Consider the following 26,849-nt stretch of genomic DNA (forward strand, 5'->3'; position numbering starts at 1 on the left):
CCGTCACGGTCGCCGGCCAGGGACAGGCCCCAGAGCCACCGCCTCATCACAAGTCGTGGCGCCAAGAATCAAGAGGAGAAAAAACAGGTGTCGAACAATCCATACGAACAAGGGCTGGACAAATGCGCCGCCAACTATGTGCCGCTGTCGCCCTTGTCCTATCTCGAGCGTAGTGCCCAGGTCTATCCCAACCGCCTGTCGGTGATCCACGGCGCCCGCCGCTTCACCTGGAGCGAGACCTACTCGCGCTGCCGCCGCTTGGCCAGTGCCCTGGCCAAGCGCGGCATCGGCCGCGGCGACACGGTGGCGGTGATGCTGCCCAACATCCCGGCGATGGTCGAGGCCCATTTCGGCGTACCGATGATCGGCGCCGTGCTGAACACCCTCAACACCCGCCTCGACCCGGAAGCCATCGCCTTCATGCTGGCCCATGGCGAAGCCAAGGTGCTGATCACCGACCCCGAGTTCGCCGCCATCATCGCTCCCGCCCTCGAGCTGCTGGAAGGCCCCAAGCCGCTGATCATCGACGCCCTCGACCCGGAATACCCGGGCGACACCCGCCTCGGCGAGATCGAGTACGAGGACTTCCTCGCCGATGCCGACCCGGAGTTCAAGTGGTCCCTGCCGCCGGACGAATGGGACGCCATCGCCCTCAACTACACCTCCGGCACCACCGGCAACCCGAAGGGCGTGGTCTTCCACCACCGCGGCGCCTACCTCAACTCCGCCTCCAACATCATCAGCTGGGGCATGCCGCAGCACGCCGTCTATCTGTGGACGCTGCCGCTGTTCCACTGCAACGGCTGGTGCTTCGCCTGGACCCTGGCCGCCAACGCCGGCGTCAACGTGTGCCTGCGCAAGGTGGACGTGGCGCTGATCTATGAGCTGATCCGCAGCCACAAGGTGACCCACTTCTGCGGCGCCCCGATCGTGCACGGCATGCTGATCAACGCACCGGAAGGCCTGCGCGCCGGCATCGAGCACAAGGTGTCGGCGCTGATCGCCGGCGCCGCGCCCCCGGCCGCGATCATCGAGGGTATGGAGCGCATCGGCTTCGACATCACCCACGTGTATGGCCTGACCGAGACCTACGGCCCGGCCGCTGTATGCGCCAAGCACCCGGAATGGGACGCGCTGCCGATCGCCCAGCGCGCCGAGCGCAACGGCCGCCAGGGCGTGCGCTACCACATGCAGGAAGGCATCACCGTCCTCGACCCGCAGACCATGGAGCCGGTCCCGGCCGATGGCGAGACCATGGGCGAGATCATGTTCCGCGGCAACCTGGTCATGAAGGGTTACCTGAAGAACGAGAAGGCGACCGCGGAGGCCTTCTCCGGCGGCTGGTTCCACACCGGCGACCTGGCCGTGCTGCACCCGGACGGCTACGTAAAGATCAAGGATCGCTCCAAGGACGTGATCATCTCCGGCGGCGAGAACATCTCCTCGCTGGAAGTGGAAGAAGTGCTGTACCGCCACCCGGCGGTGCTGACCGCCGCGGTGGTCGCCAAGCCCGACGAGAAGTGGGGCGAAGTACCGGCCGCCTACATCGAGGTGAAGGAAGACGCCAAGGTCACGGTGGAAGACATCGTCGCCCACTGCCGCGAGCACCTGGCCCGCTACAAGGTGCCCAAGTACGTGGAGTTCTGCGTACTGCCCAAGACATCCACCGGCAAGATCCAGAAGTTCGTACTGCGCCAGCAGGCCAAGTCGGCCTCGGCGATCGAATAAACACAATCGGAGACAAGAACCCATGAAGATCCTCGTGCCCGTCAAGCGCGTCGTCGATTACAACGTCAAGATCCGCGTCAAGGCCGACCAGTCCGGCGTCGAACTGGCCAACGTCAAGATGGCCATGAACCCCTTCGATGAAATCGCCATCGAGGAAGCCGTGCGCCTGAAGGAAGCCGGCAAGGCCACCGAAGTGGTCGCCGTGTCCGCCGGCGTCGCCCAGAGCCAGGAAACCCTGCGCACCGCGATGGCCATCGGCGCCGACCGCGGCATCCTGGTCGAATCCGACGTCGACCTGCAGCCGCTGGCCGTCGCCAAGCTGCTCAAGGCCCTGGTGGACAAGGAGCAGCCGCGCCTGGTGATCCTCGGCAAGCAGGCCATCGACGACGACTCCAACCAGACCGGCCAGATGCTCGCCGCGCTGCTCGGCTGGCCCCAGGCCACCTTCGCCTCCAAGGTCGAGGTCGGCCCGGAGCGCGTCAGCGTCACCCGCGAGATCGACGGCGGCCTGGAGACCCTGTCCCTGCCGCTGCCGGCGGTGATCACCACCGACCTGCGCCTCAACGAGCCGCGCTACGCGACGCTGCCGAACATCATGAAGGCCAAGAAGAAGCCGCTCGACACCGTCAAGCCGGCCGACCTCGGCGTCGACGTGACGCCGCGCCTGAGCACGCTGAAGGTCGTCGAGCCCGCGGCCCGCAGCGCCGGCGTCAAGGTGGCCGACGTGGCCCAGCTGGTCGAGAAGCTCAAGAACGAAGCGAAGGTGATCTGAGCCACTGTGGGGGCGAATCCATTCGCCCTCCGCGGCTGACCCACGCACAACGGGCGAATGAATTCGCCCCCACAGGAACAGAGAAAACGAGTCAGGAGACAAAATGCCCATTCTCGTCATTGCCGAACACGACAACGCCGGCCTGAAGGCCGCCACCCTCAACACCGTCAGCGCCGCCGCCAAGCTCGGTGCCGACGTCGAAGTACTGGTTGCCGGTACCGCCTGCGGCGCCGCCGCCGAAGCCGCCGCCAAGCTGGCCGGCGTCGCCAAGGTCAAGGTTGCCGACGGCGCCGCCTACGCCGAACAGAGCGCCGAGAACCTCGCCGCGCTGCTGGTTGATGTGGTCAAGAGCGGCGGCTACAGCCACGTGCTGGCCCCCGCCACCACCTTCGGCAAGAACGTGCTGCCGCGCGTCGCCGCGCTGCTCGACGTGGCACAGATTTCCGACATCATCGCCATCGAGTCCGCCGACACCTTCGTGCGCCCGATCTACGCCGGCAATGCACTGGCTACCGTCAAGTCCGCCGACCCGATCAAGGTCATCACCGTGCGTACCACCGCCTTCGACGCCGCCGCCGAAGGCGGCTCCGCCGCGGTGGAAGCCATCGCTGCCGGCGCCGACCTGGGCCTGTCCAAGCTGGTCGGCCGCGAGCTGACCGTGTCCGCCCGCCCGGAACTCGGTGCCGCCAAGATCATCGTGTCCGGCGGCCGCGGCCTCGGCAACGGCGACAACTACCGCGCCGTGCTGGAGCCCCTGGCTGACAAGCTCGGTGCCGCCCTCGGCGCGTCCCGCGCGGCTGTCGATGCCGGCTTCGTGCCCAACGACTACCAGGTCGGCCAGACCGGCAAGATCGTCGCCCCGCAGCTCTACCTGGCCGTCGGCATCTCCGGCGCCATCCAGCACCTGGCCGGCATGAAGGACTCCAAGGTGATCGTGGCGATCAACAAGGATCCGGAAGCGCCGATCTTCCAGGTGGCCGACTACGGCCTCGTCGCCGACCTCTTCGAAGCCGTGCCGCAACTGGCGTCCGCCCTCTGAGCACGCTCTCCCCGTGGGCCGCGCGTGAAGCCGCCGCCCACGGCAGAACACCCATTTACCGAATTCGCAAGGAAACACCATGAGCAATTACGTCGCCCCCGTGAAGGACATGCTGTTCGCCATGAACGAGCTGGCCGGCCTGCAGGAAATCGTCGGCCTGCCCGGCAATGAGGACGTGTCCACCGACCTGGTCGAGGCCATCCTCGAAGAAGCCGGCAAATTCGCCACCGAAGTCGTCGACCCGCTCAACCGCGTGGGCGACAAGCAGGGCAACAAGTGGAACAACGGCGTGGTAACCACCGCCGACGGCTTCAAGGAGGCCTATGCGTCCTTCTGTGAAACCGGCTGGAACGGCATGCCCGCCTCCACCGAGTTCGGCGGCCAGGGCCTGCCGGTGACCGTATCCACCGCCGTGCTGGAAATGTGGAAGTCCGCCAGCATCTCCTTCTCCCTGTGCCAGATGCTCACGCTGGGCGCGGTGGAAGCCATCGCCCACCACGGCTCCGAAGAGCTGAAGGCGACCTACCTGCCCAACATGGTGTCCGGCAAGTGGACCGGCACGATGAACCTCACCGAGCCGCAAGCCGGCTCCGACCTCGCCGCCATCCGCACCAAGGCCGAACCCCGCGCCGACGGCAGCTACGCCATCACCGGCACCAAGATCTTCATCACCTGGGGTGAGCACGACATGGCCGAGAACATCGTCCACCTCGTGCTGGCCCGCCTGCCGGACGCCCCTCCGGGCGTGAAGGGCATCTCCCTGTTCATCGCGCCGAAGTTTCTCGTCAATGCGGACGGCAGCCTCGGCGAGCGCAACGACCTGATCTGCGCCTCCATCGAGCACAAGATGGGCATCCACGGCAGCGCCACGGCCGTCATGTCCTTCGGTGACAAGGGCGGCGCCATCGGCTACCTGGTCGGCGAGCCGAACCGCGGCCTCGAGTACATGTTCACGATGATGAACCACGCCCGCCTGAACGTCGGCCTCGAAGGCGTCGGCGTCTCCGAGCGCAGCTACCAGCACGCGCTGGCCTACGCCCGCGAGCGTATCCAGGGCAAGATCATCGGCGACAAGTCCGGCGAGAAGAAGCCGATCCTGCACCACCCGGACGTGCGCCGCATGCTGATGGACATGAAGTCCCGCACCGAAGCGGGCCGCGCCCTCGCCTACTACGTGGCCGGCAGCATGGACCGCGCCAAGAGCCACCCGGACGCCGACGTGCGCGCCGCCAACCAGCGCCGCCTGGAACTGCTGACCCCGGTGGTGAAGGGCTGGTGCACCGAGAACGCCCAGGGCATCACCTGGAACGGCGTGCAGGTACACGGCGGCATGGGCTTCATCGAGGAAACCGGCGCCGCCCAGTACATGCGCGACGCCCGCATCATCACCATCTACGAAGGCACCACCGCGATCCAGGCCAACGACCTGATCGGCCGCAAGACCGCCAAGGAAGGCGGCAAGAGCATGCAGCAACTGCTCGCCGAAATCGCCGAGACCGCTTCCGCGCTGCGCGGCTCCGACAACGCCACGCTGAAGGGCCTGGCCGATGCGCTGGGCACCGGCATCGCCGCACTGGACGAAGCCACCCACTGGCTGCTCGCCAACTACGACGCCAATCCGCAGGCCGCCGCGGCCGGCTCGGTGCCCTTCCTCAAGCTGGCCGGCATCGTCGTCGGCGGCTGGCTGATGGCCCGTTCCGCGCAGATCGCCGCCACCCGTCTGGATGCAGCCGATGGCGACTTCTACAAGGCCAAGCTGGCCACCGCCGCCTACTTCGCCCAGCACGTGATCCCCGAAGCCAACAGCTACCGGGATGCCATCGTGAATGGCGCCGAGTCGGTGCTGGCCCTGGAAGAAGCTCTCTTCTAAGCACCCCGGGGAGGCTGGTCCTCCCCCTCTCTCCCCTGTGGGGGCGAATTCATTCGCCCTCGGACCGAGAACCATGCCGTGAGGGCGAGTGAATTCGCCCCCACAGGGCACGTGCAACCTGAATTTCTGGAGAACGCAGCAATGACCCGTGACGCGATGGAATACGACGTGGTGATCGTCGGCGCAGGCCCTTCCGGCCTGACGACCGCGATCCGCCTGAAGCAACTGGCCGCGAAGGCCGGCAGCGAGCTTTCGGTGTGCGTCGTCGAGAAAGGCTCCGAAGTCGGTGCCCACATCCTGTCCGGCGCGGTCATCGAAACCCGCTCCCTGGAAGAACTCTTCCCCGACTGGAAGGAGCGCGGCGCGCCCCTCAACACGCCGGTGAAGGAAGACCGTTTCCTGTTCCTGACCACCGACAAGGCCTACAAGCTGCCCACCCCGCCGCAGATGCACAACGACGGCAACTACATCGTCAGCCTCGGCAACGTGGTGCGCTGGCTCGGCCAGCAGGCCGAAGAACTGGGCGTCGAGATCTACCCGGGCTTCGCCGCTGCCGAGGTGCTCTACCACGAGGACGGCTCGGTGAAGGGCATCGCCACCGGCGACATGGGCCTCGAGAAGAATGGCGAACCCGGCCCCAACCACCAGCCGGGTATCGAGCTGCACGCCCGTCAGACGGTGTTCTCCGAAGGCTGCCGCGGCTCCCTGACCAAGGGCTTGTTTACCAAGTTCAACCTGCGCGACGGCGCCGATCCGCAGACCTACGGCATCGGCATCAAGGAGCTGTGGGAAGTCCGCCCCGAAGTCCATCAGCCGGGCCTCACCATACATACCGTCGGCTGGCCGGTGTCGTCCGACGTGTATGGCGGTTCCTTCCTGTATCACCTGGAAAACAACCAGGTCGCCGTCGGCTTCGTGGTCGGCCTCGACTACAGCAACCCGCACCTGTCGCCCTACGAGGAATTCCAGCGCTTCAAGACCCATCCGGAGATCCGCAAGTTCTTCGAGGGTGGCCGGCGCATCGCCTACGGTGCGCGGGCCCTCAACGAAGGCGGCTTCCAGTCGGTGCCCAAGCTCACCTTCCCCGGCGGCGTGCTGGTTGGCGACACCGCCGGCTTCCTCAACGTGCCGAAGGTCAAGGGTACCCACATGGCCATGAAGTCGGGCATCGAGGCCGCCGAGGCGATCTTCGCCCACCTCGGTGCCGAAGGACAGACCGGCCATGAAGTGCTCGGCTACCCGGAACGCCTGAAGAAGAGCTGGCTGTGGGACGAGCTGTACACCGTGCGCAACATCCGCCCGAGCTTCCGCTGGGGCCTGTGGGGCGGCATCGCCTACAGCGCCATCGACACCTTCCTGCTGAAGGGCCGGGCGCCGTGGACGCTGCATCACCACGCCGACCACACCCAGCTGAAGAAGGCCTCCGAGTGCGCGCCGATCGTCTATCCGAAGCCCGACGGCAAGATCAGCTTCGACCGCCTGTCGTCGGTGTTCATCTCGGCCACCAACCACAGCGAGGAGCAGCCCTGCCACCTGCGTCTGAAGGACGCCTCGGTGCCGATCGCCACCAACCTGGCCCTCTACAACGCACCGGAAACCCGCTACTGCCCGGCCGGCGTGTACGAAATCGTCGAGGACCCAAGCGGCCCGCGCATGCAGATCAACGCGCAGAACTGCCTGCACTGCAAGACCTGCGACATCAAGGACCCGACACAGAACATCGACTGGGCGGTGCCCGAAGGAGGCGGCGGCCCGAACTACCCGAACATGTAAGACACCGTAGTACCCATAAAAAAAGCAAGACCGGGGGGAGAACAGCACTCACCCCCACACAACTAGAAAAACCAGAGACCTTCAACACCTTCCAAAGGAGGAACCATGTCAGCGGAGATCTACAGAAAAGTCCGGGCCAACCCGCGCTTCTCGGAACTTGAGGGCAAGCGCAGCCGCTTTGCCTACATGCTCAGCGCCGTCGTGCTGATCACCTACTACGCGATGATGATGCTCGTCGCCTTCGCCCCCGAGGTGATGCGCACGCCGATTTCGGCGGGCTCGACCCTCACCATCGGAGTCCCCATCGGGGCCGCCATCATCATCGGCTCCTGGCTGCTCACCGGCTGGTTCGTCAGCCGCTCCAACGGTGAGTTCGACCGTCTCAACAACGAGATCATCCAGGAGGCCACCAAGTGAGCGCACGCAAACAACTCCTCGGCGCGACGCTGCTGACCCTGATGGGCGCCGCCGCTTATGCTGCCGACGCCATCGGCGCCGTGCAGAAGCAGCCTCTCAACATGACCGCCATCGGCATGTTCTTCGTGTTCGTGGTGGCCACCATGGGCATCACGTACTGGGCGGCCAGCCGCACCAAGTCCACCGCCGATTTCTACACCGCCGGCGGGGGCATCACCGGCTTCCAGAACGGCCTGGCGATCGCCGGTGACTACATGTCCGCAGCGACCCTGCTGGGCCTGTCGGCGATGACCTTCTCGAAGGGCCTGGACGGCTTCATCTACGCCATCGGCTTCTTCGTCGGCTGGCCGGTGATCCTGTTCCTGATGGCCGAGCGCCTGCGCAACCTGGGCAAGTTCACCTTTGCCGACATCGCCTCCTACCGACTCGACCAGGGCACCATCCGCAGCTTCGCCGCCTTCGGCTCGCTGACCGTGGTGTGCTTCTACCTGATCGTGCAGATGGTCGGCGCCGGCCAGCTCATCAAGCTGCTGTTCGGCCTCGACTACACCACCGCGGTGATCGTCGTCGGCGTACTGATGGTGATCTACGTGACCTTCGGCGGCATGATCGCCACCACCTGGGTGCAGATCATCAAGGCCTGCCTGATGCTGTTCGGCGGCACCGTGCTGCTGTTCCTGGCCCTCAGCCAGTTCGGCTTCAGCCTGGAAACCGCCGCGCAGAAGGCCGTGGAAGCGCACAAGGACGGCATCAAGATCATGGGCCCCGGCTCCCTGCTGGCCGATCCGGTCAACGCGGTGTCCCTGTCCCTCGGCCTGGTTTTCGGCACCGCCGGCCTGCCCCACATCATGATGCGCTTCTTCACCGTGCCCAACGCCAAGGAAGCCCGCAAGAGCGTCTTCGTGGCGAGCGGCTGCATTGGCTACTTCTTCATGGTGGTGTGCGCGCTGGGCCTGATGGCGATCGTCATCGTCGGCACCAACCCCGAGTTCTTCGAGGGTGGCGACACTGCCGGCAAGCTGATCGGCGGCGGCAACATGCCGGTGATGCACCTGGCCAAAGCCGTGGGCGGCAACCTGTTCCTCGGCTTCATGTCGGCGGTTGCCTTCGCCACCATCCTGGCGGTCGTCTCCGGCCTCGCCCTGGCCGGCGCCTCGGCCATCGCCCACGACATCTACGCCCGGGTGATCTGCAAGGGCAGCGCCACCGAAACCCAGGAGATGCGCATCTCCAAGCTCGCCACGGTGGCCCTCGGCGTGGTCGCGGTGCTGCTCGGCATCCTCTTCGAGAAGCAGAACATCGCCTTCCTGGTCGGCCTGACCTTCGGCATCGCCGCCTCCACCAACTTCCCGATCCTGATCCTGTCCATGTACTGGAAGGGCCTGACGACCCGTGGCGCGCTGCTCGGCGGCCTGGTCGGACTGGTGTCCGCAGTGACCCTGGTGGTGCTGTCCAAGGCCGTGTGGGTAGTGGTGCTCGGCAATGCCGCACCGATCTTCCCGTACGAGCAACCGGCTCTGTTCTCGATGCCGCTGGCCTTCTTCTTCACCTGGCTGTTCTCGGTGACCGACAGCAGCGCCCGCTCGCAGACCGACAAGGCCGGCTTCGAGGATCAGTACGTGCGCTCCCAGACCGGCATCGGCGCCGCGACGGCCAGCACCCACTGAGAAGCCAGGAAACCAATCCCTTATCTTTCCTCACTCCCCCTCGAGGAATGTTTCGGGCGCCCCAGGGCGCCCGCTTTTTTTCCAACCCGCCTTGCGCTGATGGAGAAGTCACACCGCCCGCAAACGCAAAAAGCCCGGCAAATGCCGGGCTTTTTTGTGCCGCGCTCCTGCGCCTGGCAGGATCGCTCCGCAGGACCGAAATTACTCGGCGGCGCGGATGTTGGCGGCTTGCTGACCCTTCGGGCCGCTGACGATGTCGAACGTCACGCGCTGGCCTTCAGCCAGGGTCTTGAAACCCTTGGACTGGATGGCGGAGAAATGAGCGAACAGATCGTCGCCGCCGCCTTCCGGGGTGATAAAGCCGAAGCCCTTGGAGTCATTGAACCACTTCACGGTACCAGTTGCCATTTTGATAATTCCTAAAATAAAAAAATACGGAGTTGCCCCCAGGGCAGGGCGAAGCTCAAGACGGCGGGGTGATGAAGGGAAGACAACCGCAGGACTGCGGATACTGAACCAGACAACAACAACACTACTTCTTGAAGATCGCAAGGCCGCACTGTGCACTGAAAACAACGCCAACGCAAACACTATTTGCATCACGACACAAAAATAGTTCTGGCCATCCTGCCGCGCCATCAGCCACGCCACGATGGCCTTCGCGGATCAGGCGCGCAGCAGGGCCTTCACCATCCGTTCGGACAGCTGCTCCGCCGTGAACTGGGGCTCATTGGGCGGGTAGAGCTCCTGCTCGTCGAGGGTGAAGTCGTACTCCTTCGCCAGAGTCAGCATCTCGCGGATTTTCTGACAAGCGGCGAGTTTGTCCTTCAGTTCGGGGTTGGTACGGGCCAGATCGGAAAAGGCCTTGATGTCCTTGATAGCCATACGGTTCTTCCTGTGCAATTGCTGATCGAACGGTCGGACTGCGAGGTTTCCGACAAAACACTCCGGCAGGAATGGATTTTGTCGTCGCAAGCCCTCCAAAAACGCCTGTGAAACCGGGCGTCATCAGGCAGACAGCAAGGAATGCGCCACCTGCGACAATCGACCGCATTCCCGCCGTCCATCAGGCCCGCTACAGTGCATTCCACCGGCAGGCACGCCGCTCCCCCCGGCGCCCTGTCACCCACTGCCTGCCGGCGCTTACCCTCCTCCGCTTCGGGGATAATGGCCCGATGCCGCTACCGATACCCACCGACCGTCCGCCCCGCCCCGCCGAAGCGCTACGCCGCCTGATCAGCCTGCGCTGGCTGTCCCTGGGCGGCATGCTGATAACCATTGTCGCGGTGCCGTGGCTGCTCGACATTCCACTGCCGGGGCGCCCCCTTCTCGACATCTGGGTAGCGCTGGCACTGTTCAACGGCGCCAGCGTACTGCGCGCACGTCGTCTCAACGAGGTGCGCGGCGTCGAACTGTTCCTGCAGCTGGTGGTTGACCTCCTCGGCTGGAGCGCCTTCCTGTACTTCACCGGCGGTGCAACCAATCCGCTGATCTCCCTGCTGCTGCCGCTGGTGGCTATCGGCGCGGCCAGCCTTGCCGCCCACTGGGCCTGGCTGCTGGCACTGCTGGCGGTAGCGGCCTACTCGATCCTGTGGGAATTCAACGAACAGCTCGATATCTACGATTCGGGGCTGGCCGTGCATTGGCACCTGGCCGGCATGTGGCTGACCTTTTCCCTGTCGGCCGGGGTCATCGTGTGGTACGTGGTGCGCATGACTGCCGCGATCCGTAGCCGCGACCAGGCCCTCGCCGAGGCCCGGGAGTCCCGCCTGCGCAACGAACGCATCGTCGCCCTCGGCAACCTGGCGGCCGGCGCGGCCCACGAACTGGGTACACCGCTGGGCACGATGGCGATCCTCGCCGGCGAACTGGCCCGCAATCCCCAGCTCGACGACGACACCCGCGCCGACGCCGAACTGCTGCGCGAGCAGATCGCCCACTGCAAGACGATCCTCGGCGGCCTGACGCTGCGGGCCGGCAGCCTGCGCGCCGAAGGCGGCGAAACCATGCCCGCCGATGCCTGGCTGCGGGGCATCGCCGAGCGCTGGCGGCGCCTGCGCCCCCACGTTCCGCTGGCGGTGCGCTGCGACTGCGGCCAGCCGGCACCGGCCCTGATCGCCGACGCGACGCTGGAGCAGGCCATCCACAACCTCATCAACAATGCAGCCGACGCCTGCCCGGCCGGCGTCGAGTGCGAAGCCGCAGTCGCGGACGAGGCCTTGATCGTCCGCGTGCTCGACCGCGGCCCCGGCATGCCCGCCGAACGACAGCCCCAGGCCGGACGCCAGGCCCTGGACAGCCGCAGCGAAGGCCTCGGCATCGGCCTGCTGCTCGCCTTCGGCGCGGTCGAACGCTGTGGCGGCCACATCGTCTTCACACCCCGCGATGGCGGCGGCACTGTCGCCACCCTCACCCTTCCCCTGCCCGCCCTTCGCCCATGACCCAGCCGGACGCTCCACACATCCTCGTCATCGACGACGACCCCGCTTTCAACCGCGTACTGACCCGTGCCCTCGGCCAGCGCGGCTTCGCCGTCTTCGGCGCCCACGAGCCCGAGACGGCGCTGACCCTGGCCCGCCAGCACGAGCCGGAATACGTGGTGCTGGATCTCAACATCGGCGGCAGCTCCGGCCTGCGCCTCATCGAGCCGCTGCTGGCCGTCAACCCGGACTGCCGCATCCTGGTCCTCACCGGCTACGCCAGCATCACCACCACGGTGGATGCGATCAAGCTCGGTGCCACCCAGTACCTGGCCAAGCCGGTCGACGTAGACGCCATCCTGAAGGCGCTCAACGCCACCGAAGTCGTCATCGACGACGAGGTGGCCGCCAGTCCGATGTCGGTGGACCGGCTGGAGTGGGAGCACATCCAGCGGGTGCTCGCCGAGCACGACGGCAATGTGTCGGCCACGGCGCGTGCGCTTAAAATGCACCGACGTACCCTGCAACGGAAACTGGCCAAGCGGCCGGTCAAGGAATGAAACCTTCAGACAACCCCGACGATCGCGTCCGCCTCGACAAATGGCTGTGGGCGGCGCGCTTTTTCAAGCACCGCACGCTGGCCACCGAAGCCGTGGATGGCGGCAAGATCCAGCTCAACGGCATCCGCGTGAAGCCAGCCAAGGAAGTGAAGATCGGTGACACCGTCGACATCCAGCTCGCCGAAACACACTTCAAGGTGATCGTGAAGGGCATCGCCGACAAGCGCGGCAGTGCCCCGGTCGCCCAGAGCCTCTATGAGGAAACCGCCGACAGCACCGCCGCGCGGGAAAACCAGAAGGAGCAGGGCAAACTCGCCGCCACGCCGGGCGCCGACCTGCACGGCCGCCCGACCAAACGCGACCGCCGCCAGATGGGCCGCTTCACCGGCGAGTTCTGAGCTTAAGAACCGGAGCTTACAGGCCGAGGGCCAGCGCCAGCGGCAGGAAACCCAGCGCAGCCAGGTTGCCGATCAGCACGATGGAGGCGACCTTCTCCGGCTCCTGGTGATAACGCTCGGCAAACATGTAGTTGAGCACCGCCGGCGGCAGCGCGCCGAACACCATCAACAAGGCCCGCTCCTGGGGCGCCAGCGGCACCAGCAGCATCAGCCCGGCGGCCAGCGCCATGCCGATCACCGGGCGCGCCACTGCGCCGAGCAGGCCGAGACGAATCTCGGCGATGCGCGACTCGGTGAGGCGCACGCCCAACGCAAACAGCATCAGCGGAATCGAGATGTCGCCGAGCATCTTGATCGCCAGCATCGCCGGCTGCCACACCTCGATGCCGGCGATGCCGACCGCCAGGCCGGCCACGGTGGCCAGCACCGACGGCACCTTCCAGACATTGATCAGCCGGGTGTGGTGATCCAGCAACCAGGCACCGAAGGAAAAGTGCAGCAGGTTGGAAACCATGAACATCACCACCGCCGGCGCCAGCGCCTGCTCCCCGAAGGCCAGCACGGCCAGCGGCAGCCCCAGGTTGCCGCAGTTGTTGAACATGATCGGCGGCATGAAGGTCTTCGGCGCATAACCGAACAGCTTGGCCGCCGCCCAGCCGAGCAGGCCCGAACCGATCACCAGGGCCAGCGTCACCCACAGCAGCGGCAGGTATTCGACGATGTGGAAGGACTTGTTGGCGAGCGCCGCGAACACCAGCGCCGGCACGAAGACGTCCAGGTTCAGCTTGTTGGCGTGGGACAGGTCGGGGCGGGAGCGCTTGCCGACCAGATAGCCGACGGCGGTGATGGCAAACAGCGGGAACAGGATGGAAACGATGCGGAGGAGCATGGGGACGCAAGCAAGTAGTTGAGGGAAGCGACACGCCGCCCCCTCCCAGTGGCTGCGTGCCTCGACACATATACGCGATTCATCCTGCAAATGAAATGAGGGGCTGCCCAGGCCGCCCCTCATTTCATGTCATGCGGTAGCGCGGCGTATTACAGCACGTAGCGGGCGAGATCTTCGCGCTGGGCCAGGACCTCCAGGCGGGCATCCACGTAGGCCGCATCGACCAGCACCTGCTGCGCGCCAGCCTTGCCGGCTTCGAAGGCGAGCTCCTCGAGCAGCTTTTCCATCACGGTATACAGGCGACGGGCACCGATGTTCTCGGTCTTCTCGTTCACCTGGAAGGCGATCTCCGCCAGGCGGCGGATGCCTTCCGGCGCGAACTCGAGGCTCACGTCGTCGGTGGCCAGCAGGGCCTGGTACTGGCGGGTCAGGCAGGCGTCGGTCTGGGTCAGGATGCGCTCGAAATCCTCGACGGACAGGGACTCCAGCTCGACGCGGATCGGGAAGCGGCCCTGCAGTTCGGGGATCAGGTCGCTCGGGCGGGACAGGTGGAAGGCCCCGCTGGCGATGAACAGGATGTGGTCGGTCTTGACCATCCCGTACTTGGTGCTGATCGTCGTGCCCTCCACCAGCGGCAGCAGGTCGCGCTGCACACCCTGGCGGGAAACGTCGGCACCGTGGCTGTCGGAGCGCGTGGCGATCTTGTCGATCTCGTCGAGGAAGACGATGCCGTTCTGCTCGACCATGCGCAGCGCCTCGGTCTTGAGGTCTTCCTCATTGACCAGCTTGGCGGCCTCTTCGTCGGCGAGCAGCTTGATGGCCTCGCTGATCTTCAGCTTGCGCGACTTCTTCTTTCCGCCGCCGATGTTCTGGAACATGCTCTGGAGCTGACCGGTGAGCTCTTCCATGCCCGGGGGTGCGAGGATCTCGGCGGTCATGCCGGGCACCGACACTTCGAGTTCGATCTCCTTGTCGTCGAGCTCGCCCTCGCGCAGCTTCTTGCGGAATTTCTGGCGGGTGGCGTTATCTTCGGCAGCCGGGGCGTCCTCGCCGAAACCGACGGTCGGCCGCGCCGGCGGCAGCAGGATGTCGAGCACGCGATCTTCGGCGGCGTCCAGCGCGCGGTCGCGGACCTTCTTCATGGCCTGCTCGCGATGGCCCTTGATGGCGATCTCCACCAGGTCGCGGATGATGGTGTCCACGTCGCGGCCGACATAGCCGACCTCGGTGAACTTGGTCGCCTCGATCTTGATGAAGGGCGCATTGGCCAGGCGAGCCAGGCGACGGGCGATCTCGGTCTTGCCGACACCGGTCGGGCCGATCATCAGGATGTTCTTGGGGGTGATCTCGCTCTTCAGCGGCTCGGCTACCTGGGCACGCCGCCAGCGGTTGCGCAGGGCCACGGCGACGGCCTTCTTGGCCTTGCCCTGGCCGACGATGTGCTTGTCGAGTTCGGAGACGATCTCCGGAGGCGTCATCTGGGTCATGGGGTCAGCACCTCGATGGTGTGGCACTGGTTGGTATAGATGCACAGGTCGCCGGCGATGGTCAGTGACTTCTTGATGACCTCCTCGGGCGCCAGCTCGGTGTTCTCGATGAGGGCCCGGGCCGCCGCCTGGGCGTAGGCGCCGCCGCTGCCGATGGCGACGATGCCCTGCTCCGGCTCCAGAACATCGCCGTTGCCGGTGATGATCAGGGAGTTGTCCAGGTCGGCCACCGCCAGCATGGCTTCCAGACGACGCAACGCGCGGTCGGTACGCCAGTCCTTGGCGAGTTCGACAGCGCTGCGCACCAGGTTGCCCTGATGCTTCTCGAGCTTGGCCTCGAAGCGCTCAAACAGCGTGAAGGCGTCCGCGGTACCACCGGCGAAGCCGGCCAGGATGCGATCCTGGTAGAGCTTGCGGACCTTGCGGGCGCTGGCCTTGATGACGATGTTGCCGAGCGTGACCTGGCCGTCGCCGCCGAGGGCCACGTGCCGGCCACGCCGGACCGAGAGAATGGTTGTGCCGTGATATTGTTCCATCGGACCGATCTGGGGGCGAAAAAAACGATTGCAAGCCCCGCGGGCCCGCAAATTATCTGGCTTGACCGATCGCGGCTCAGCCGCGTAGTTCGATGCGCGCCACCTGGTCGACGCCCATCACCTGCATAAGGGCCGCCACCATCGAGTTGACGCCCCTCAGGACCACCAGACGCCCCTGGGCGTGCAATTGGGACAGCACATTGAACAACGTGCCGGCGGACACGAAGTCCATGCGGCGCAAGCGGCTACAGTCCACTTCCACCTTGGTACGGTTGTGGGCAAAGCTGGCAATCTTGCGCAGCATGTCGGCGTTGGGGCCGGTCACCTCACCTTCCAGCACATAGGTGTCGCTCATCTCGACGTCGAGAGACTCGACCCCGATCTGGCTGTCGGTCACGACCGGCGGCGGCTCCCAGGACGGCGGCGACTCCTCGAAGGTCATCGCATATTCAAGAGCCTGTTCCTCGAAGCGCTCCTGCTGATCGGTGTATTGCAGGATCTCGAGGAACAGCAGCCAGATGGTCTGGTTCTCACGCTTGCCGCTCTTCACCATGCCCCCCAGCACGGCGGCCAGATTCGGGGCACCAACCAGAGACAGCTTGATCTTAGCCCGACGCAGGCCCCGCACGGCACGCAGCAGCAACTCCGCCCCCGCGCTGTCGGTACCGCGCAAACGGGTCAGGTCGATACGCAGTGCCCCGGTGCGCATGCCGATCTGGATCAGCTGGGCAAACTGGGCGGCCGCCTGGGCCCCCAGCACGCCGGACAGATTGACGGTCTGGACCTTGGCTTCGCTGCCGCGCGACACCTGCAGGGAAAGATCCTGCCAGGCGGGCGGTGAGCGCTCGAATTCCGTCGCGTACGTCAGGCTCAGGGTTTCGAAGCGCTCCTTCTGACCGGTCAGCCGGAACAGGTCGAGCAGCATGCCCCACAGCGCGAAGCGCGCGTCGCTGAGTGTCGTCGTGTCGAGCGCATGCTCCAGCACGGAGCGTGCATCGTCGTAGCCGCCGTTGGCGTAGAGAATGGCCGCCTCTTCCGCGGAAGGGGACATTTCCTCGACTCCCTCCTCGATATGCACCTTGTCGGCACACTGGGCCAGGACCCGGCTCAGGTCGCCACCGGCGACGGTGAACTCGAGGGACGAAGCCTCGGTACGGGGCCCCGGCGAGCGGGACGAGGAGCTGCGCGGGGCCGAAGCCGGAGACGGGGCGGCAGGTGACGAAGCGGGTCCCGTCGAAGCCCGGGAACGGGGTGCAGGACTTCCGGCAGGTACAGGCTTCTTGCCGAAAAACGGTAGCACCACTCCACTATCCTCCGCGGTAATTGCTTTTGACAATTAAAAAGGATACCACTCAACAAGGCACCCAATCGCTGTTTTACATCCGGTCGTATTTCACGGAAGACACGACAAAGAGCATAACCATCAGCAATACACATACCGGACCGAAGGGCTGATCGAAGCCCAGCGAAGCCGCAAAGGCGCAGCTGTAACCCACCATCCCGATCGCCGCAGACCAGGCCAGGCCGGTGCGCCAACTGTTGCCGAAACGGTAAGCGATCAGCGGGGGGACGAACACCAGCGCAAAGGCCGCCATCACACCGAGACTCACCGTCGCCAGGGCCACCGCCAGCCCGGCGAGCAGGTCGAACAACATCAGCCGCGGCCGTTCACTACGCCCCCGCGCCCGGTAAAAGGCCGGAAAGAAACGTCCGAGCAGCAAGGGCCGGGACAGCCACGCCAGCAGGGGCAGGACGACGACGCAGACAAGTGCCGCCGCCGCCAGATGACCTTCGCCGGTGAAGTACAACTGGCCGTCGAACAAGGCATGCCCGGCCTGTTCGGCCAGCGGATGGTTGGCCACCAGCAGCACGCCGCCGGCCCAGGCCAGCAACATCATCAGCGCGTAAGCGTTGGCGCCGGCCCGGGCCGCCAACCCTTTCAACAAGGCCGCCAGCAGGGCCGCCAGCACACCGCCGATCACCATCGGCCAGTCCAGGACCATGGCCAGCAAGGCACCGGCCGAGGCCATCTGCGCAAAGGCCAGCGCAGCCAGCCACTCGTTGCGCAGGCGCAGGTACATGCCGATCAGCGGCAATAGCCCGGCCAGCAGCAGGCCGGTGAAGAAGGGTACCCGGAACAGGGGGTCGAACAGCAGATCGAAACTCATGCGCCAATCTCCACCACGCGCGTACACACCTCGTCGATCAACCCGTGGTCGTGGGACACGATGACGATTCCCTGCCCTGCATGGGCGTGGCCCAGCCAGTCGACCAGGTAGGCCACGCCGGCACGGTCGAGGTTGTTGGTCGGCTCGTCGAGCAGGATCAGATCGGCCGGTGCCGTCAGGCAGGCCCACAGACGCAGAAACTGCAGCTGGCCGCCGGACAGGCGATCGAGGCGCCGGTCCAGCCTCTCGGCCAGCCAGGATGGCAGGCCATCCGGCTTCGCGCCGGTCAGCGCCAGCAGTTCGCGCCCGGTCAGCGGCACCCCACGCAGATCGTCGAAGCCCTGCGCCTGGTGGGATATCTGCAGGTCAGGCGCTTTTTCGAGCCGGCCGTCGAACACCTTCACGCCACCCCACAAGGCCTTCAGCAACGTGGATTTGCCAGCCCCGTTGGGGCCGGCCAGGCCGAGGATCTCGCCCCGGTGCAATGCGAAACTCAGTGGGCCGGCCACCGGTGCGGCATAGCCTGCCACCAGTCCGCTCGCCCGCAGCAGTAAATCCTCGGCCATCCGGCACTCCTTACTTCAGCGCGGCCAGCAGGCGCCGGAGGGTATCGTCGAAGAGGCCGAACAGGTCTCCCGCTTCGGCGTCTCCGCCGACGGTGAACGGCAACACGACGACCGGCACATGCGCCCGCTCACCCAGCCATTCCGACGCGGTGGGCCGGGCGTAGGCGGCCCGCAGGATCAGGCGTGCCGGCGTTGCCTTCTGACGCTCGAGGATACCCGCCAGATGGGCGCTGGATGGCTCCACACCCGGTTTCGGCTCGAGCGCACCGAGCTCCTTCAGACCGAGCCAGTCGGCCAGGTAAGGAAAGGAACGATGCTGAACCCACACGGGCACGCCCCGCAAAGGCACGGCAGCCTGCTCCCAACGGACCAGGGCAGCCTTCCAGCGCTCGCTGAAGCGGGCCAGGCCGGCCTTGTAGGCGGCGGCGTTGGCGGGATCCAGCTGAGTCAGCCGGACAGTCAGCGCATCGGCCACCTTCAGAAGGTTGCGCGGATCGGTCTGGATGTGGGGATTGCCGCCCGGATGGACGTCACCGTCAGCCCGGTCGAGACGCGCCGGCACCTCCAGCAGGCGGACCGCCGAAGCAGCCTCGAAATAGCCCGCTTGCCCCGGCTGGATCGACGCATTGCCGGCTTCCCGCAAGACCACCGGCAACCAGCCGACCTCCAGCTCGGCACCGGTGGCGATCACCAGCTGGGTGCTGCGGGCACGAGCGATCAACGAAGGCTTGGCCTCGATGCGGTGCGGATCCTGCAGCGCATTGGTGGCGGCAAACACATTCACCTTGTCGCCACCGATCTCCCGGGCCAGCGCAGCCCATTCGGGCACCGTGGCGAAGACGTTGAGGGCGGCCGAAGCCGGCATCGCGGCGATGACCATCAGGACGACGGCCAGACGCAGAATTGCTTTCGAAAACATCCTTGTGCTCCTCAGAACTTGTGGGCGCCGTGGGCGCCGAGGCTCATGATGTACTGCAGCCAGACTTGGTTGTCGGCTTCCCCGTTGCGCGACTGATCGCGGGCCACCTGCAGGCGCAGGCGCGAGAACTCCGACGGCGACCAATCCACCATCGCAGACTGACGGCGTGGATCGTAGCCGGCCAGGATCGGCAGATCCCCCGCGTTGAGCGTGCCCAGGTCCGTCGTCCCGCTGCGCAGCCAGTCACCGCGCACGCCAACCCGCCACTGCGGCATGAACTGGTAGATCGCCTGCAGATAGCCGCCGGACGGACGGAAACGAACCGCCGACAGGGCAGCGGCACCGTCCGTGTCGTAGGTCAGCTCACCCGTCTCGCGGCGCTGGAAATACTCGCCCTGCAGTTTGAAATTGGTGACACTGCTGTTGCCGTTCGGTGCCCACTTGTAGACGAAATCGGCAATCCACGTCTGGCTGCGTCCCGAGAAGGCGTTGGTCACGCCGTTGTCTTCGAAGCTGCGCTCGCGCGGATTGCTGTGCACGTGGGACAGGCCTACCCGCCACGCCGACGAATCGCCGATATCGCCGCCGGCATGGGCGAAGGCCGTCCACAGGCCGGCGCCGTTGGCCTTGCGCTCGGCCCCCGGGAAACGTTCGCCGCTTGCCACTTCGGCGCCGAACTCCATGAACAGCTCCGTCGGCGCCACCCAACGCAGTTGCAGGCCATCGTTCTGCAGGCGCGGCCCGAAGAAGGCCTTGTAGGCCAGCGGCGCGTCAGTGAAGTCCCATTCGTGGGGATGCTGCTGGTTGAGGTAGCCGACGCCGGACAGGAAGCGCCCCGCCTTCAGCTTGAGGCCGGCCGGCATGGCCAGGGTCTCCACATTGACCTCCTCCACCTCGACCGTGCCCTGGCCATCGTCCTCCGCCAGCGAGAAGCGGGCATTGCCGCGGAACAGGTGGTCCACGTTGGCCGAGAAGGCCAACTCCGACTCGCCGAGGGAGAAGCCCTTGCGGGGGGGGCCGACCTCGCCGCCGGACGGCATGAAGCCATCGATGCGATAAGACGAAGGATCGCGCTGCAGGCGCGTGAACTTGCTGTCGAGGATCAGCGACACCGCCGGATTGAAGGCGCTTTCGCCGGTGGGACGGCGGGCTACGCTGTCGGCAGCGGCCTGGGCCTCGGCGGCCCGGCTCTCCACCTGCACGACGGATCGGGCCACCGCGCTGGCAGTCGTACCAGCCTCCGCGGCGGTCGCCGCCGCCCGGCTTGCCTGCTGCTCGGTTTCGGCCAGGCGCTGCTCGAGGGCCTGGATGCGTTGTTCATAGGATTGGCGCAGCTCGCGCAACTGTTCGCGGAGCTGCTTCAGGTCGGCGTCGGTCGCCGCGGAAGCCGCGGCAGGAAAGGCCGCGGCCAGGGCGGCACACAGCACACCCGGTCGTACGAAAGTCATGGTCGGATCTCCTGGGATCGGTCCGGATAGGAATTGGCCGGCGCAACCACGTCAGGCGCACCGGTCCAGATGTCGGAAAACGGATCAGGCAGGAGAGAGGGGAGGACCGCGACTGTGGGGGCGCGGCAGACGCGCCACCCGGCCGGCAACCGGGCTGTCCGCCAGCGGGGCCGGCGGCAGTGCCAAAGGCAACGGGGATGGCGGTACGGACGGCAAGGCCGACGCGAGGTCGGCGGCCGCAAGGCATAACAGGCAGCGTTCGTGGCGCTCGGCGGCGGGGACGCCACCTTCGAAAGGCGCCGACGCTGAGCTGGATTCGTCACGGGCGAGACCAGCCAGTTCGCCGACGTGACTGAGGGCGTGGGCCGCCGCAAAAACCTGGGCGCAGACCAGCAACAGCGCCAGCACGCTGCGGAACAGGGTGGAGGGACGACCGCCGAAGCGCATCAGGCGGCCGCCTTTCCAGGCTGTCGAAGCGCTGCGAAAGCCGCTTCCACGACGGTCTGGTCGAGGTCGCGCACGATGAAGACCAGCCGCGTGCGGCGGTCGCCGTCAGGCCAGGCCGGCAAATCGGTTTCGGGATAGCGCAGATGGTGCACGCACTGCACGACCCGCGGCGCACGCTCGTCCCGCACATTGACGACGCCCTTGATGCGCAGCAGTTGCGGTCCGTGGTCGGTCTGCAGGAGATCGAGGGCCGCCGAGAAATCCCCCCATGCCACCGGCGTGTCGAGACTCACGACGAAGGTCCGAACAGCCTCGTCATGGCGTACCGCGGCCCTGGCACGGGCATAGGGACTCGTGCGGCAGGAGGCACGCACGGCCTCCTCGGCCAGCCAGCGGGTCACCGCGGCGGGGGTGGCCTCGTTGCGTAGGCCGCAATCGACGACTGACGCCGGCTCGACACGGCCCGCCACGGCACGGATCTGCCCGGCCCCCGGATTGAGCACCGACAGACGCACCGCCAGCGCATCGACCGCCGACGCCTCGGCGAGATCGCACTTGGCGATCACCAGGCGATCCGCGAGGGCCACCTGCTTGGCAGCTTCTGGACGACGAGCCAGCTGATCGAGCCCGAACTGGGCATCCACCACCGTAACCACGCCATCCAGGCGATAGCGCTCGGCGATGAAGAAATCCCACATCAGAGTGAATATCACCGGCGCCGGATCCGCCAGGCCGGTCGTTTCGATGATGACGCGCGCCAGGGCCGGCAACTGACGGCGCAGGCGGCGCATGAAGAGGTCGCGCAGTGCGCGGGCCAGATCGCCACGCACCGCACAGCAGATGCAGCCCGATTCGAGCAGGACGAGATTTTCGTCGAGACGCTCGACGAGCAGATGATCGATCGGCTCCGCACCAAACTCGTTCATCAGCACCACGCTGCCGGCCATTTCGGGGCAGCGCAGCAACTGATTGAGGAGCGTGGTCTTGCCTGCTCCCAGGAAACCGGTAAGCAGGGTGACAGAGATGCGGTTTGCCGAAACGCTCATGAAATCAGGAACAGCCCCACCTTGCAGCAGGGCCTCCGGAGCAGCTTATTCTCCGTACAGCTTCTGAGTCCGCTCGCGGCGCTCCTGCGCATCGATCGACAAGGTTGCCGTCGGACGGGCCAGCAGCCGGCCGATCCCGATCGGATCACCGGTCTCCTCGCACCAGCCGTACTCGCCTTCGGCGATACGGCCAAGGGCCTCGTCGATCTTCTTCAGAAGCTTGCGCTCACGATCGCGCACGCGCAGTTCGAGCGCATGTTCTTCCTCTACCGTGGCCCGATCGGCGGGGTCGGCCACCAGTTCGTTCTCACGCAGGTTGGCGCCCGTGCTGGCAGCGTTCTCGAGAAGCTCTTCACGCATCCTGGTGAGACGGTCCCGGAAGAACTCCAGCTGGGCCGGGTTCATGTAATCGTCTTCCGGCATGGCCAGAATTTCGGCCTCGGTAAGCAGCTTCTCATTGCTTGTCGTGGTTGCAACCATGTCTCATTCCTCCCATGAATCGACTGTCGGGCCCGGGTGCCGATGGCCATCCCGAATGTCAGCCCTTTTCGCGACTCTCGCAAGATACGTGGCCCATTGCCACGATCCGCCCATCACGCACAGACTTGCCTGCACATTAACCAATGCACGAAACGCACCAGTTTTCATCAAGGTCGCGATTCTATGCACAGGATCACTGCAATTACAACGGCACCTAGCCGGTCGCCGGTCACTCCACACCTACATTCTGAAACACTGATTCGCCACAGGCGCTATAGCCGTAGCCCTTCCCTGCGGTAAAATGCTGCGATGCACGCATCGACCCCCCCCGCTCCGGTTGAGGGCAAGAGGCTCTTTTCGCTGCCGGTCCGGGTGTACTACGAAGACACCGACGCTGGCGGCGTCGTCTATTACGCCAACTACCTCAAGTTCTGCGAGCGCGCCCGCACCGAGGTTTTGCGGGCTGCAGGTTTCGAGCAAAACCGCCTGCTTGCCGAGCAGGATATCTTATTTGTGGTGCGCGCCGTACAGGCAGACTACCTGCGTTCCGCAGCCCTCGACGACCTGCTCGAAGTCAGGACCACCATCGCCAGGCTCGGCCACGCCAGTTTGAACTTCGTCCAGCAGATTTGCTGCGGAGGCAAGACGATTTTCGCGGCACACATCACGATCGCCTGCATCCGCGCCAGCACCAAACGCCCCACCCCGATCCCCTCCGCCGTACGCGCCCTGTTCGCCACTTTGGTTGAAACCGATGAACGTCACTGAAGACCTTTCCATCCTGTCCCTGATCGCCAACGCCAGCCTGCTCGTCAAGCTCGTGATGGCCGTCCTAGGCACCGTTTCCTTCATGTCCTGGTACTGGATCTTCCGCAAGTGGTTCCAGATCCGCGACGCCAAGAAGAAGACCGACCTCTTCGAGCGCGATTTCTGGAGCGGCGGCGACCTCAACGCCCTGTACCAGAGCGCCGCCACCAGCCGTCACGAGGCGGCCGGCATGGAACGCATCTTCGAAGCCGGCTACCGGGAGTTCGCCAAGCTGCGCGGCAAGAACCTCGATCACGGCGCCATCATGGACGGTGCCCGCCGCGCCATGCGTGCCACCTACCAGCGTGAAGTCGACGACCTGGAAGCCCATCTGGCCTTTCTCGCCTCCGTGGGCTCCGTATCACCCTATGTCGGCCTGTTCGGCACCGTGTGGGGGATCATGAACGCTTTCCGCGGCCTATCCAACGTCGGTTCGGCCACCCTCGCCCACGTGGCACCGGGCATCGCCGAGGCCCTCGTCGCCACGGCCATCGGTCTTTTCGCGGCAATCCCGGCGGTGGTGGCCTACAACCGCTTCGCCCACGACATCGACCGCATCGCGATCCGCTTCGAGAGCTTCACCGAGGAATTCCTGAACATCCTCCAGCGCCAGCAGCGCTGACCGGAGCCCCGCCGCCATGCGTCAACGCCGCCTGATGAACCAGATCAACGTCGTGCCCTACATCGACGTGATGCTGGTGCTGCTCGTCATCTTCATGGTCACCGCACCGATGATCCAGTCCGGCTCGGTGAATCTTCCCAGCGTGGACAAGGTTCCCGCCCCGCCCGCCGACGCGATGATCGTCAAGGTCAAGCCGGATGGCGAGCTGAGCCTGCGCGCCTCCAGCAACGCCCCTGAAAAAAGCTTCAACCGCCAGGACTTGATCGCCGAAGTGCAATCCATCGTGTCAGCCAATCCCGGCCAACCGGTGGTCATCGCCGCGGACAAGAGCGTCAAGTACGAACAGGTGATGAATACCCTCAACGACCTGCGTAATGCAGGCGTCAACAAGGTCGGCCTGCAAACCCAGGTCGGCAAGTCCGCCCAATGAATCCTGCCCCACCCGCCAACGAACGGGGCAAATGGGCGTCCCTGCTGCTCGCGGCGGCGGTGCACATCGCCCTGGGCCTGTTCCTTTTCTACGGGGTCCGCTGGCAGAACCGCCTGCAGGAAACCGTGGAAGTGGATCTGGTCGGCGCCCCGCTCCCCGCTGCGGCACCGCCCGCCCCACCCCCGCCACCTCCCCCGCCCCCTGCGGAAGAGGAGGCGCCGGCCCGTCCGGTCCGCCCGACACCGCCTCGGCCACGGGAGTCCAGGTCTGCCCCGGAAGCGGAGCACCAGCCTCCCGCACGCAAGCAGCCGGACATCGCGATCAAGGCGCCCGAGCCCAAGAAGCAGCCGCCCAAACCCGAACCGAAGCCGGAGCCCAAACCGGACCCCAAACCCGAGCCCAAAAAGAAGCCCGAGCTGAAACCGGAACCCAAGCCCGAACCCAAACCGGAGCCAAAGAAAAAGTCCGAGCCCGAACCGAAAAAACCCGAGCCCAAGAAGCCCGAACCGGAACCCAAACCGAAGACCGAGGCCAAGCCTGAGCCGTCCAAGGCAGACAAACCCGCCAAGCCGGTGGATAAGAACGTCAAGACCGACAAGAACTCCAAGTCGGAGGCCGAGCACAGCCGTGAGCTGGAAGATCGCCGGATGCGTGAGCTGATGGCCCGCGACAGCGAGAACGCCAGCCAGAGCAAGCAGATCCAGGAGGAGCTTGCGCGGGTTGCCGGGGCCAAAGCCAGTGCGGCACGCAGCAAGGCCATCGAGGCCTACATCGAGAAGATCCGCGCAAAGGTGAAGGGCAACATCGTGCTGCCGCCCGGCGTCAGCGGCGATCCGTTCGCCCTGTTCTATGTGGACCAACTGCCCGACGGCTCGGTGATCGAGGTACGCCTGAAGCGCTCCACCGGCAACGCGCAGCTCGATGGGGCCATCGAGCGGGCGATCCAGAAATCCAGCCCGCTGCCCAAGCCGGACAAGCCTGAACTGTTCAACCGTACGCTTGAGCTGAAGTTCTATCCGCTCCGCGACTAACCCACGAGCCACGCCCATGAATCAACGCATCCTGACCGTCCTGCGCCGCGCCGTCCCGGGCTGCGCACTGGTCCTGGCATCCGCCATGGTCCACGCCCAGCTGGCCATCGAGATCACCGGTGCCGGCGCCAACCGCATGCCGGTGGCAATCGCCGCCTTCGAAGGCGAAAACACCCTGCCCCGCGCAGTCACCGACGTCGTCCGCGCCGACCTGGAACGCAGCGGCCTGTTCAAAATGATCGAACTCGGCCCCTCGCCGATGGGCGCCAACGCTCCGGTGGACTACGCCCGGGTCCGCTCCCGCGGCGCCGATGCAGTGGCCGTTGGGACCGTCAGCGCAAGCAGCGGCGGCCGTCACCAGGTCCAGGTGCAGCTGCACGACAGCCAGAAGCAGGTCAGCCTCGGCGGGCAGGCCATGATGATGGCTCCCAACCAGTACCGAGCCACCGGCCACCGCATCGCCGACTTTATCTACGAGAAGCTGACCGGCGAACCCGGCGTGTTCTCCACCCGCATCGCCTACGTGCTGAAGGTCGGCACGCGTTACGAGCTGCAGATCGCCGACGCCGACGGCAGCAACGCTCAGACCGCCCTCGCCTCGAAAGAGCCAATCATCTCTCCGGCCTGGTCACCGGATGGCACCCGCCTGGCCTACGTGTCCTTCGAATCCAAGAAACCGGTGGTCTACGTTCACTCCCTGGCTACCGGCCAGCGCAACGTGGCCGCCAACTTCAAGGGCTCCAACTCCGCCCCCGCCTGGGCGCCGGACGGCCGTCGCCTCGCCGTGGTCTTGACCAAGGACGGTCAGTCCCAACTCTACAGCGTGAATGCCGACGGTTCCGGCGTGCAGCGCCTCGCCTCGTCGGCCGGCATCGACACCGAACCGTCGTGGTCGATCGACGGCATGATCTACTTCACCTCCGACCGCGGTGGCAGCCCGCAGATCTACCGTGTATCGGCCGGCGGCGGCAATGCCGAGCGGGTCACCTTCGAGGGCAGCTACAACGTGAGCCCCCGCCCGTCGCCGGACGGCAAGAGCCTGGTCTACGTGTCCCGCAACGGCGGCCGCTTCCAGATCACCATGCTCGATCTGGCCTCCCGCCAGACCCAAATCCTCACCGACACGTCCAAGGACGAATCGCCCAGCTTCGCCCCCAACGGCCGCATGATCCTCTACGCCACCGAAACCGGCGGGCGCGGCGTGCTGGCCGCGGTGTCCGCAGACGGTCGTGTGAAACAACGACTGTCGGTACAATCCGGCGACGTGCGCGAACCCGCCTGGGGTCCGCAGCCGCGCAACTGATACCGCCAACGGACACTCCCCAACCC

The 26,849-nt window shown here is 65.8% G+C and carries 28 protein-coding genes; 15 read left to right on the forward strand and 13 right to left on the reverse strand.

What is annotated here, in order from left to right:
- Positions 1-87: 87 nt before the first annotated feature.
- The 7 genes from B4920_RS14450 (at position 88) to B4920_RS14480 (ending at position 9,266) form a co-directional block, all read left to right on the forward strand.
- Positions 88-1,728, forward strand: a complete 1,641-nt coding sequence (locus B4920_RS14450; RefSeq protein ID WP_079435406.1) for an acyl-CoA synthetase — start codon at positions 88-90, stop codon at positions 1,726-1,728.
- A 22-nt stretch (positions 1,729-1,750) separates the two neighbouring features.
- Entirely contained in the window at positions 1,751-2,500 is a 750-nt protein-coding gene (locus tag B4920_RS14455; protein ID WP_079435407.1) for an electron transfer flavoprotein subunit beta/FixA family protein, read from the forward strand.
- Between the two features lie 103 nt (positions 2,501-2,603).
- The gene (locus B4920_RS14460; protein WP_079435408.1) at positions 2,604-3,539 is read left to right on the forward strand and encodes an electron transfer flavoprotein subunit alpha/FixB family protein; all 936 of its coding nucleotides are present in this window, start codon (positions 2,604-2,606) and stop codon (positions 3,537-3,539) included.
- Between the two features lie 79 nt (positions 3,540-3,618).
- Positions 3,619-5,409 carry an acyl-CoA dehydrogenase C-terminal domain-containing protein gene (locus tag B4920_RS14465; protein ID WP_079435409.1) on the forward strand — a complete coding sequence of 597 codons (1,791 nt, stop codon included), beginning with the start codon at positions 3,619-3,621 and terminating at the stop codon, positions 5,407-5,409.
- 141 nt (positions 5,410-5,550) lie between these two features.
- Complete coding sequence (locus B4920_RS14470; RefSeq protein WP_079435410.1) at positions 5,551-7,182, forward strand: electron transfer flavoprotein-ubiquinone oxidoreductase; 1,632 nt, start codon at positions 5,551-5,553, stop codon at positions 7,180-7,182.
- Between the two features lie 105 nt (positions 7,183-7,287).
- A complete protein-coding gene (locus tag B4920_RS14475; RefSeq protein WP_079435411.1) occupies positions 7,288-7,599 on the forward strand; it encodes a DUF485 domain-containing protein in 312 nt (103 codons plus the stop codon).
- 29 nt (positions 7,600-7,628) lie between these two features.
- The gene (locus B4920_RS14480) at positions 7,629-9,266 is read left to right on the forward strand and encodes a cation acetate symporter (RefSeq protein WP_256376091.1); all 1,638 of its coding nucleotides are present in this window, start codon (positions 7,629-7,631) and stop codon (positions 9,264-9,266) included.
- Between the two features lie 201 nt (positions 9,267-9,467).
- On the opposite strand, the gene B4920_RS14485 is transcribed toward B4920_RS14480, so the two are convergent.
- Together B4920_RS14485 and B4920_RS14490 are read right to left on the reverse strand one after the other, a co-directional pair.
- Positions 9,468-9,674, reverse strand: coding sequence for a cold-shock protein (locus B4920_RS14485; protein WP_079435412.1), 207 nt, complete (start codon positions 9,672-9,674; stop codon positions 9,468-9,470).
- A 258-nt stretch (positions 9,675-9,932) separates the two neighbouring features.
- The gene (locus B4920_RS14490) at positions 9,933-10,151 is read right to left on the reverse strand and encodes a Nif11-like leader peptide family natural product precursor (RefSeq protein ID WP_079435413.1); all 219 of its coding nucleotides are present in this window, start codon (positions 10,149-10,151) and stop codon (positions 9,933-9,935) included.
- A gap of 290 nt (positions 10,152-10,441) precedes the next feature.
- Here B4920_RS14490 and B4920_RS14495 point away from each other — a divergent pair, with 290 nt between their 5' ends.
- The 3 genes from B4920_RS14495 to B4920_RS14505 are packed head-to-tail and all read left to right on the forward strand — an operon-like array spanning position 10,442 to position 12,644.
- Complete coding sequence (locus B4920_RS14495) at positions 10,442-11,707, forward strand: ATP-binding protein (protein ID WP_079435414.1); 1,266 nt, start codon at positions 10,442-10,444, stop codon at positions 11,705-11,707.
- Positions 11,704-12,246, forward strand: coding sequence for a response regulator transcription factor (locus B4920_RS14500; protein WP_079435415.1), 543 nt, complete (start codon positions 11,704-11,706; stop codon positions 12,244-12,246). Before B4920_RS14495 ends, B4920_RS14500 begins: the two co-directional genes overlap by 4 nt.
- Positions 12,243-12,644 carry an RNA-binding S4 domain-containing protein gene (locus B4920_RS14505; RefSeq protein ID WP_079435416.1) on the forward strand — a complete coding sequence of 134 codons (402 nt, stop codon included), beginning with the start codon at positions 12,243-12,245 and terminating at the stop codon, positions 12,642-12,644. Before B4920_RS14500 ends, B4920_RS14505 begins: the two co-directional genes overlap by 4 nt.
- 16 nt (positions 12,645-12,660) lie before the next feature.
- Here B4920_RS14505 and B4920_RS14510 read toward each other — a convergent pair whose 3' ends face one another.
- The 11 genes from B4920_RS14510 to dksA form a co-directional block, all read right to left on the reverse strand.
- Positions 12,661-13,533, reverse strand: coding sequence for an AEC family transporter (locus tag B4920_RS14510; RefSeq protein WP_079435417.1), 873 nt, complete (start codon positions 13,531-13,533; stop codon positions 12,661-12,663).
- Positions 13,534-13,682: 149 nt separating this feature from the next.
- Positions 13,683-15,020: an ATP-dependent protease ATPase subunit HslU gene (gene hslU / locus B4920_RS14515; protein ID WP_079435418.1), complete on the reverse strand. Its 1,338-nt coding sequence runs from the start codon at positions 15,018-15,020 to the stop codon at positions 13,683-13,685.
- Positions 15,017-15,556, reverse strand: coding sequence for an ATP-dependent protease subunit HslV (gene hslV / locus B4920_RS14520; protein ID WP_079435419.1), 540 nt, complete (start codon positions 15,554-15,556; stop codon positions 15,017-15,019). The genes hslU and hslV overlap by 4 nt, the downstream gene beginning before the upstream one ends.
- A 76-nt stretch (positions 15,557-15,632) precedes the next feature.
- The gene (locus B4920_RS14525; protein ID WP_139379515.1) at positions 15,633-16,859 is read right to left on the reverse strand and encodes an STAS domain-containing protein; all 1,227 of its coding nucleotides are present in this window, start codon (positions 16,857-16,859) and stop codon (positions 15,633-15,635) included.
- 73 nt (positions 16,860-16,932) lie between these two features.
- Positions 16,933-17,724, reverse strand: coding sequence for a metal ABC transporter permease (locus B4920_RS14530; protein ID WP_079435421.1), 792 nt, complete (start codon positions 17,722-17,724; stop codon positions 16,933-16,935).
- On the reverse strand, positions 17,721-18,290 hold the full coding sequence (locus B4920_RS14535) for an ATP-binding cassette domain-containing protein (RefSeq protein ID WP_079435422.1): 570 nt from the start codon (positions 18,288-18,290) through the stop codon (positions 17,721-17,723). Before B4920_RS14535 ends, B4920_RS14530 begins: the two co-directional genes overlap by 4 nt.
- A gap of 10 nt (positions 18,291-18,300) precedes the next feature.
- Complete coding sequence (locus B4920_RS14540) at positions 18,301-19,209, reverse strand: metal ABC transporter solute-binding protein, Zn/Mn family (protein WP_079435423.1); 909 nt, start codon at positions 19,207-19,209, stop codon at positions 18,301-18,303.
- A gap of 11 nt (positions 19,210-19,220) precedes the next feature.
- Positions 19,221-20,657: a hypothetical protein gene (locus B4920_RS14545; RefSeq protein ID WP_079435424.1), complete on the reverse strand. Its 1,437-nt coding sequence runs from the start codon at positions 20,655-20,657 to the stop codon at positions 19,221-19,223.
- An 84-nt stretch (positions 20,658-20,741) separates the two neighbouring features.
- Positions 20,742-21,104: a hypothetical protein gene (locus B4920_RS14550; protein ID WP_079435425.1), complete on the reverse strand. Its 363-nt coding sequence runs from the start codon at positions 21,102-21,104 to the stop codon at positions 20,742-20,744.
- Positions 21,104-22,150: a GTP-binding protein gene (locus tag B4920_RS14555; protein ID WP_079435426.1), complete on the reverse strand. Its 1,047-nt coding sequence runs from the start codon at positions 22,148-22,150 to the stop codon at positions 21,104-21,106. Before B4920_RS14555 ends, B4920_RS14550 begins: the two co-directional genes overlap by 1 nt.
- 45 nt (positions 22,151-22,195) lie before the next feature.
- Entirely contained in the window at positions 22,196-22,630 is a 435-nt protein-coding gene (dksA, locus tag B4920_RS14560) for an RNA polymerase-binding protein DksA (RefSeq protein ID WP_079435427.1), read from the reverse strand.
- 309 nt (positions 22,631-22,939) lie between these two features.
- Between dksA and ybgC the strand changes: the two genes are divergently transcribed.
- From ybgC to tolB, 5 genes are all read left to right on the forward strand, one after another.
- A complete protein-coding gene (gene ybgC, locus B4920_RS14565) occupies positions 22,940-23,398 on the forward strand; it encodes a tol-pal system-associated acyl-CoA thioesterase (RefSeq protein WP_079435428.1) in 459 nt (152 codons plus the stop codon).
- Positions 23,385-24,059, forward strand: coding sequence for a protein TolQ (gene tolQ / locus B4920_RS14570; RefSeq protein ID WP_079435429.1), 675 nt, complete (start codon positions 23,385-23,387; stop codon positions 24,057-24,059). The genes ybgC and tolQ overlap by 14 nt, the downstream gene beginning before the upstream one ends.
- A 16-nt stretch (positions 24,060-24,075) precedes the next feature.
- The gene (gene tolR / locus B4920_RS14575) at positions 24,076-24,489 is read left to right on the forward strand and encodes a protein TolR (RefSeq protein WP_079435430.1); all 414 of its coding nucleotides are present in this window, start codon (positions 24,076-24,078) and stop codon (positions 24,487-24,489) included.
- Positions 24,486-25,520 carry a cell envelope integrity protein TolA gene (gene tolA / locus B4920_RS14580; RefSeq protein ID WP_079435431.1) on the forward strand — a complete coding sequence of 345 codons (1,035 nt, stop codon included), beginning with the start codon at positions 24,486-24,488 and terminating at the stop codon, positions 25,518-25,520. Before tolR ends, tolA begins: the two co-directional genes overlap by 4 nt.
- Positions 25,521-25,605: 85 nt before the next feature.
- Positions 25,606-26,823 (forward strand): Tol-Pal system beta propeller repeat protein TolB, encoded by a 1,218-nt coding sequence (gene tolB / locus B4920_RS14585; RefSeq protein WP_254050951.1) that lies wholly within the window; start codon positions 25,606-25,608, stop codon positions 26,821-26,823.
- Positions 26,824-26,849: the final 26 nt, after the last annotated feature.

Origin of the sequence: Zoogloea sp. LCSB751, assembly GCF_002028455.1 — a bacterium.
GTDB lineage: Bacteria > Pseudomonadota > Gammaproteobacteria > Burkholderiales > Rhodocyclaceae > Zoogloea.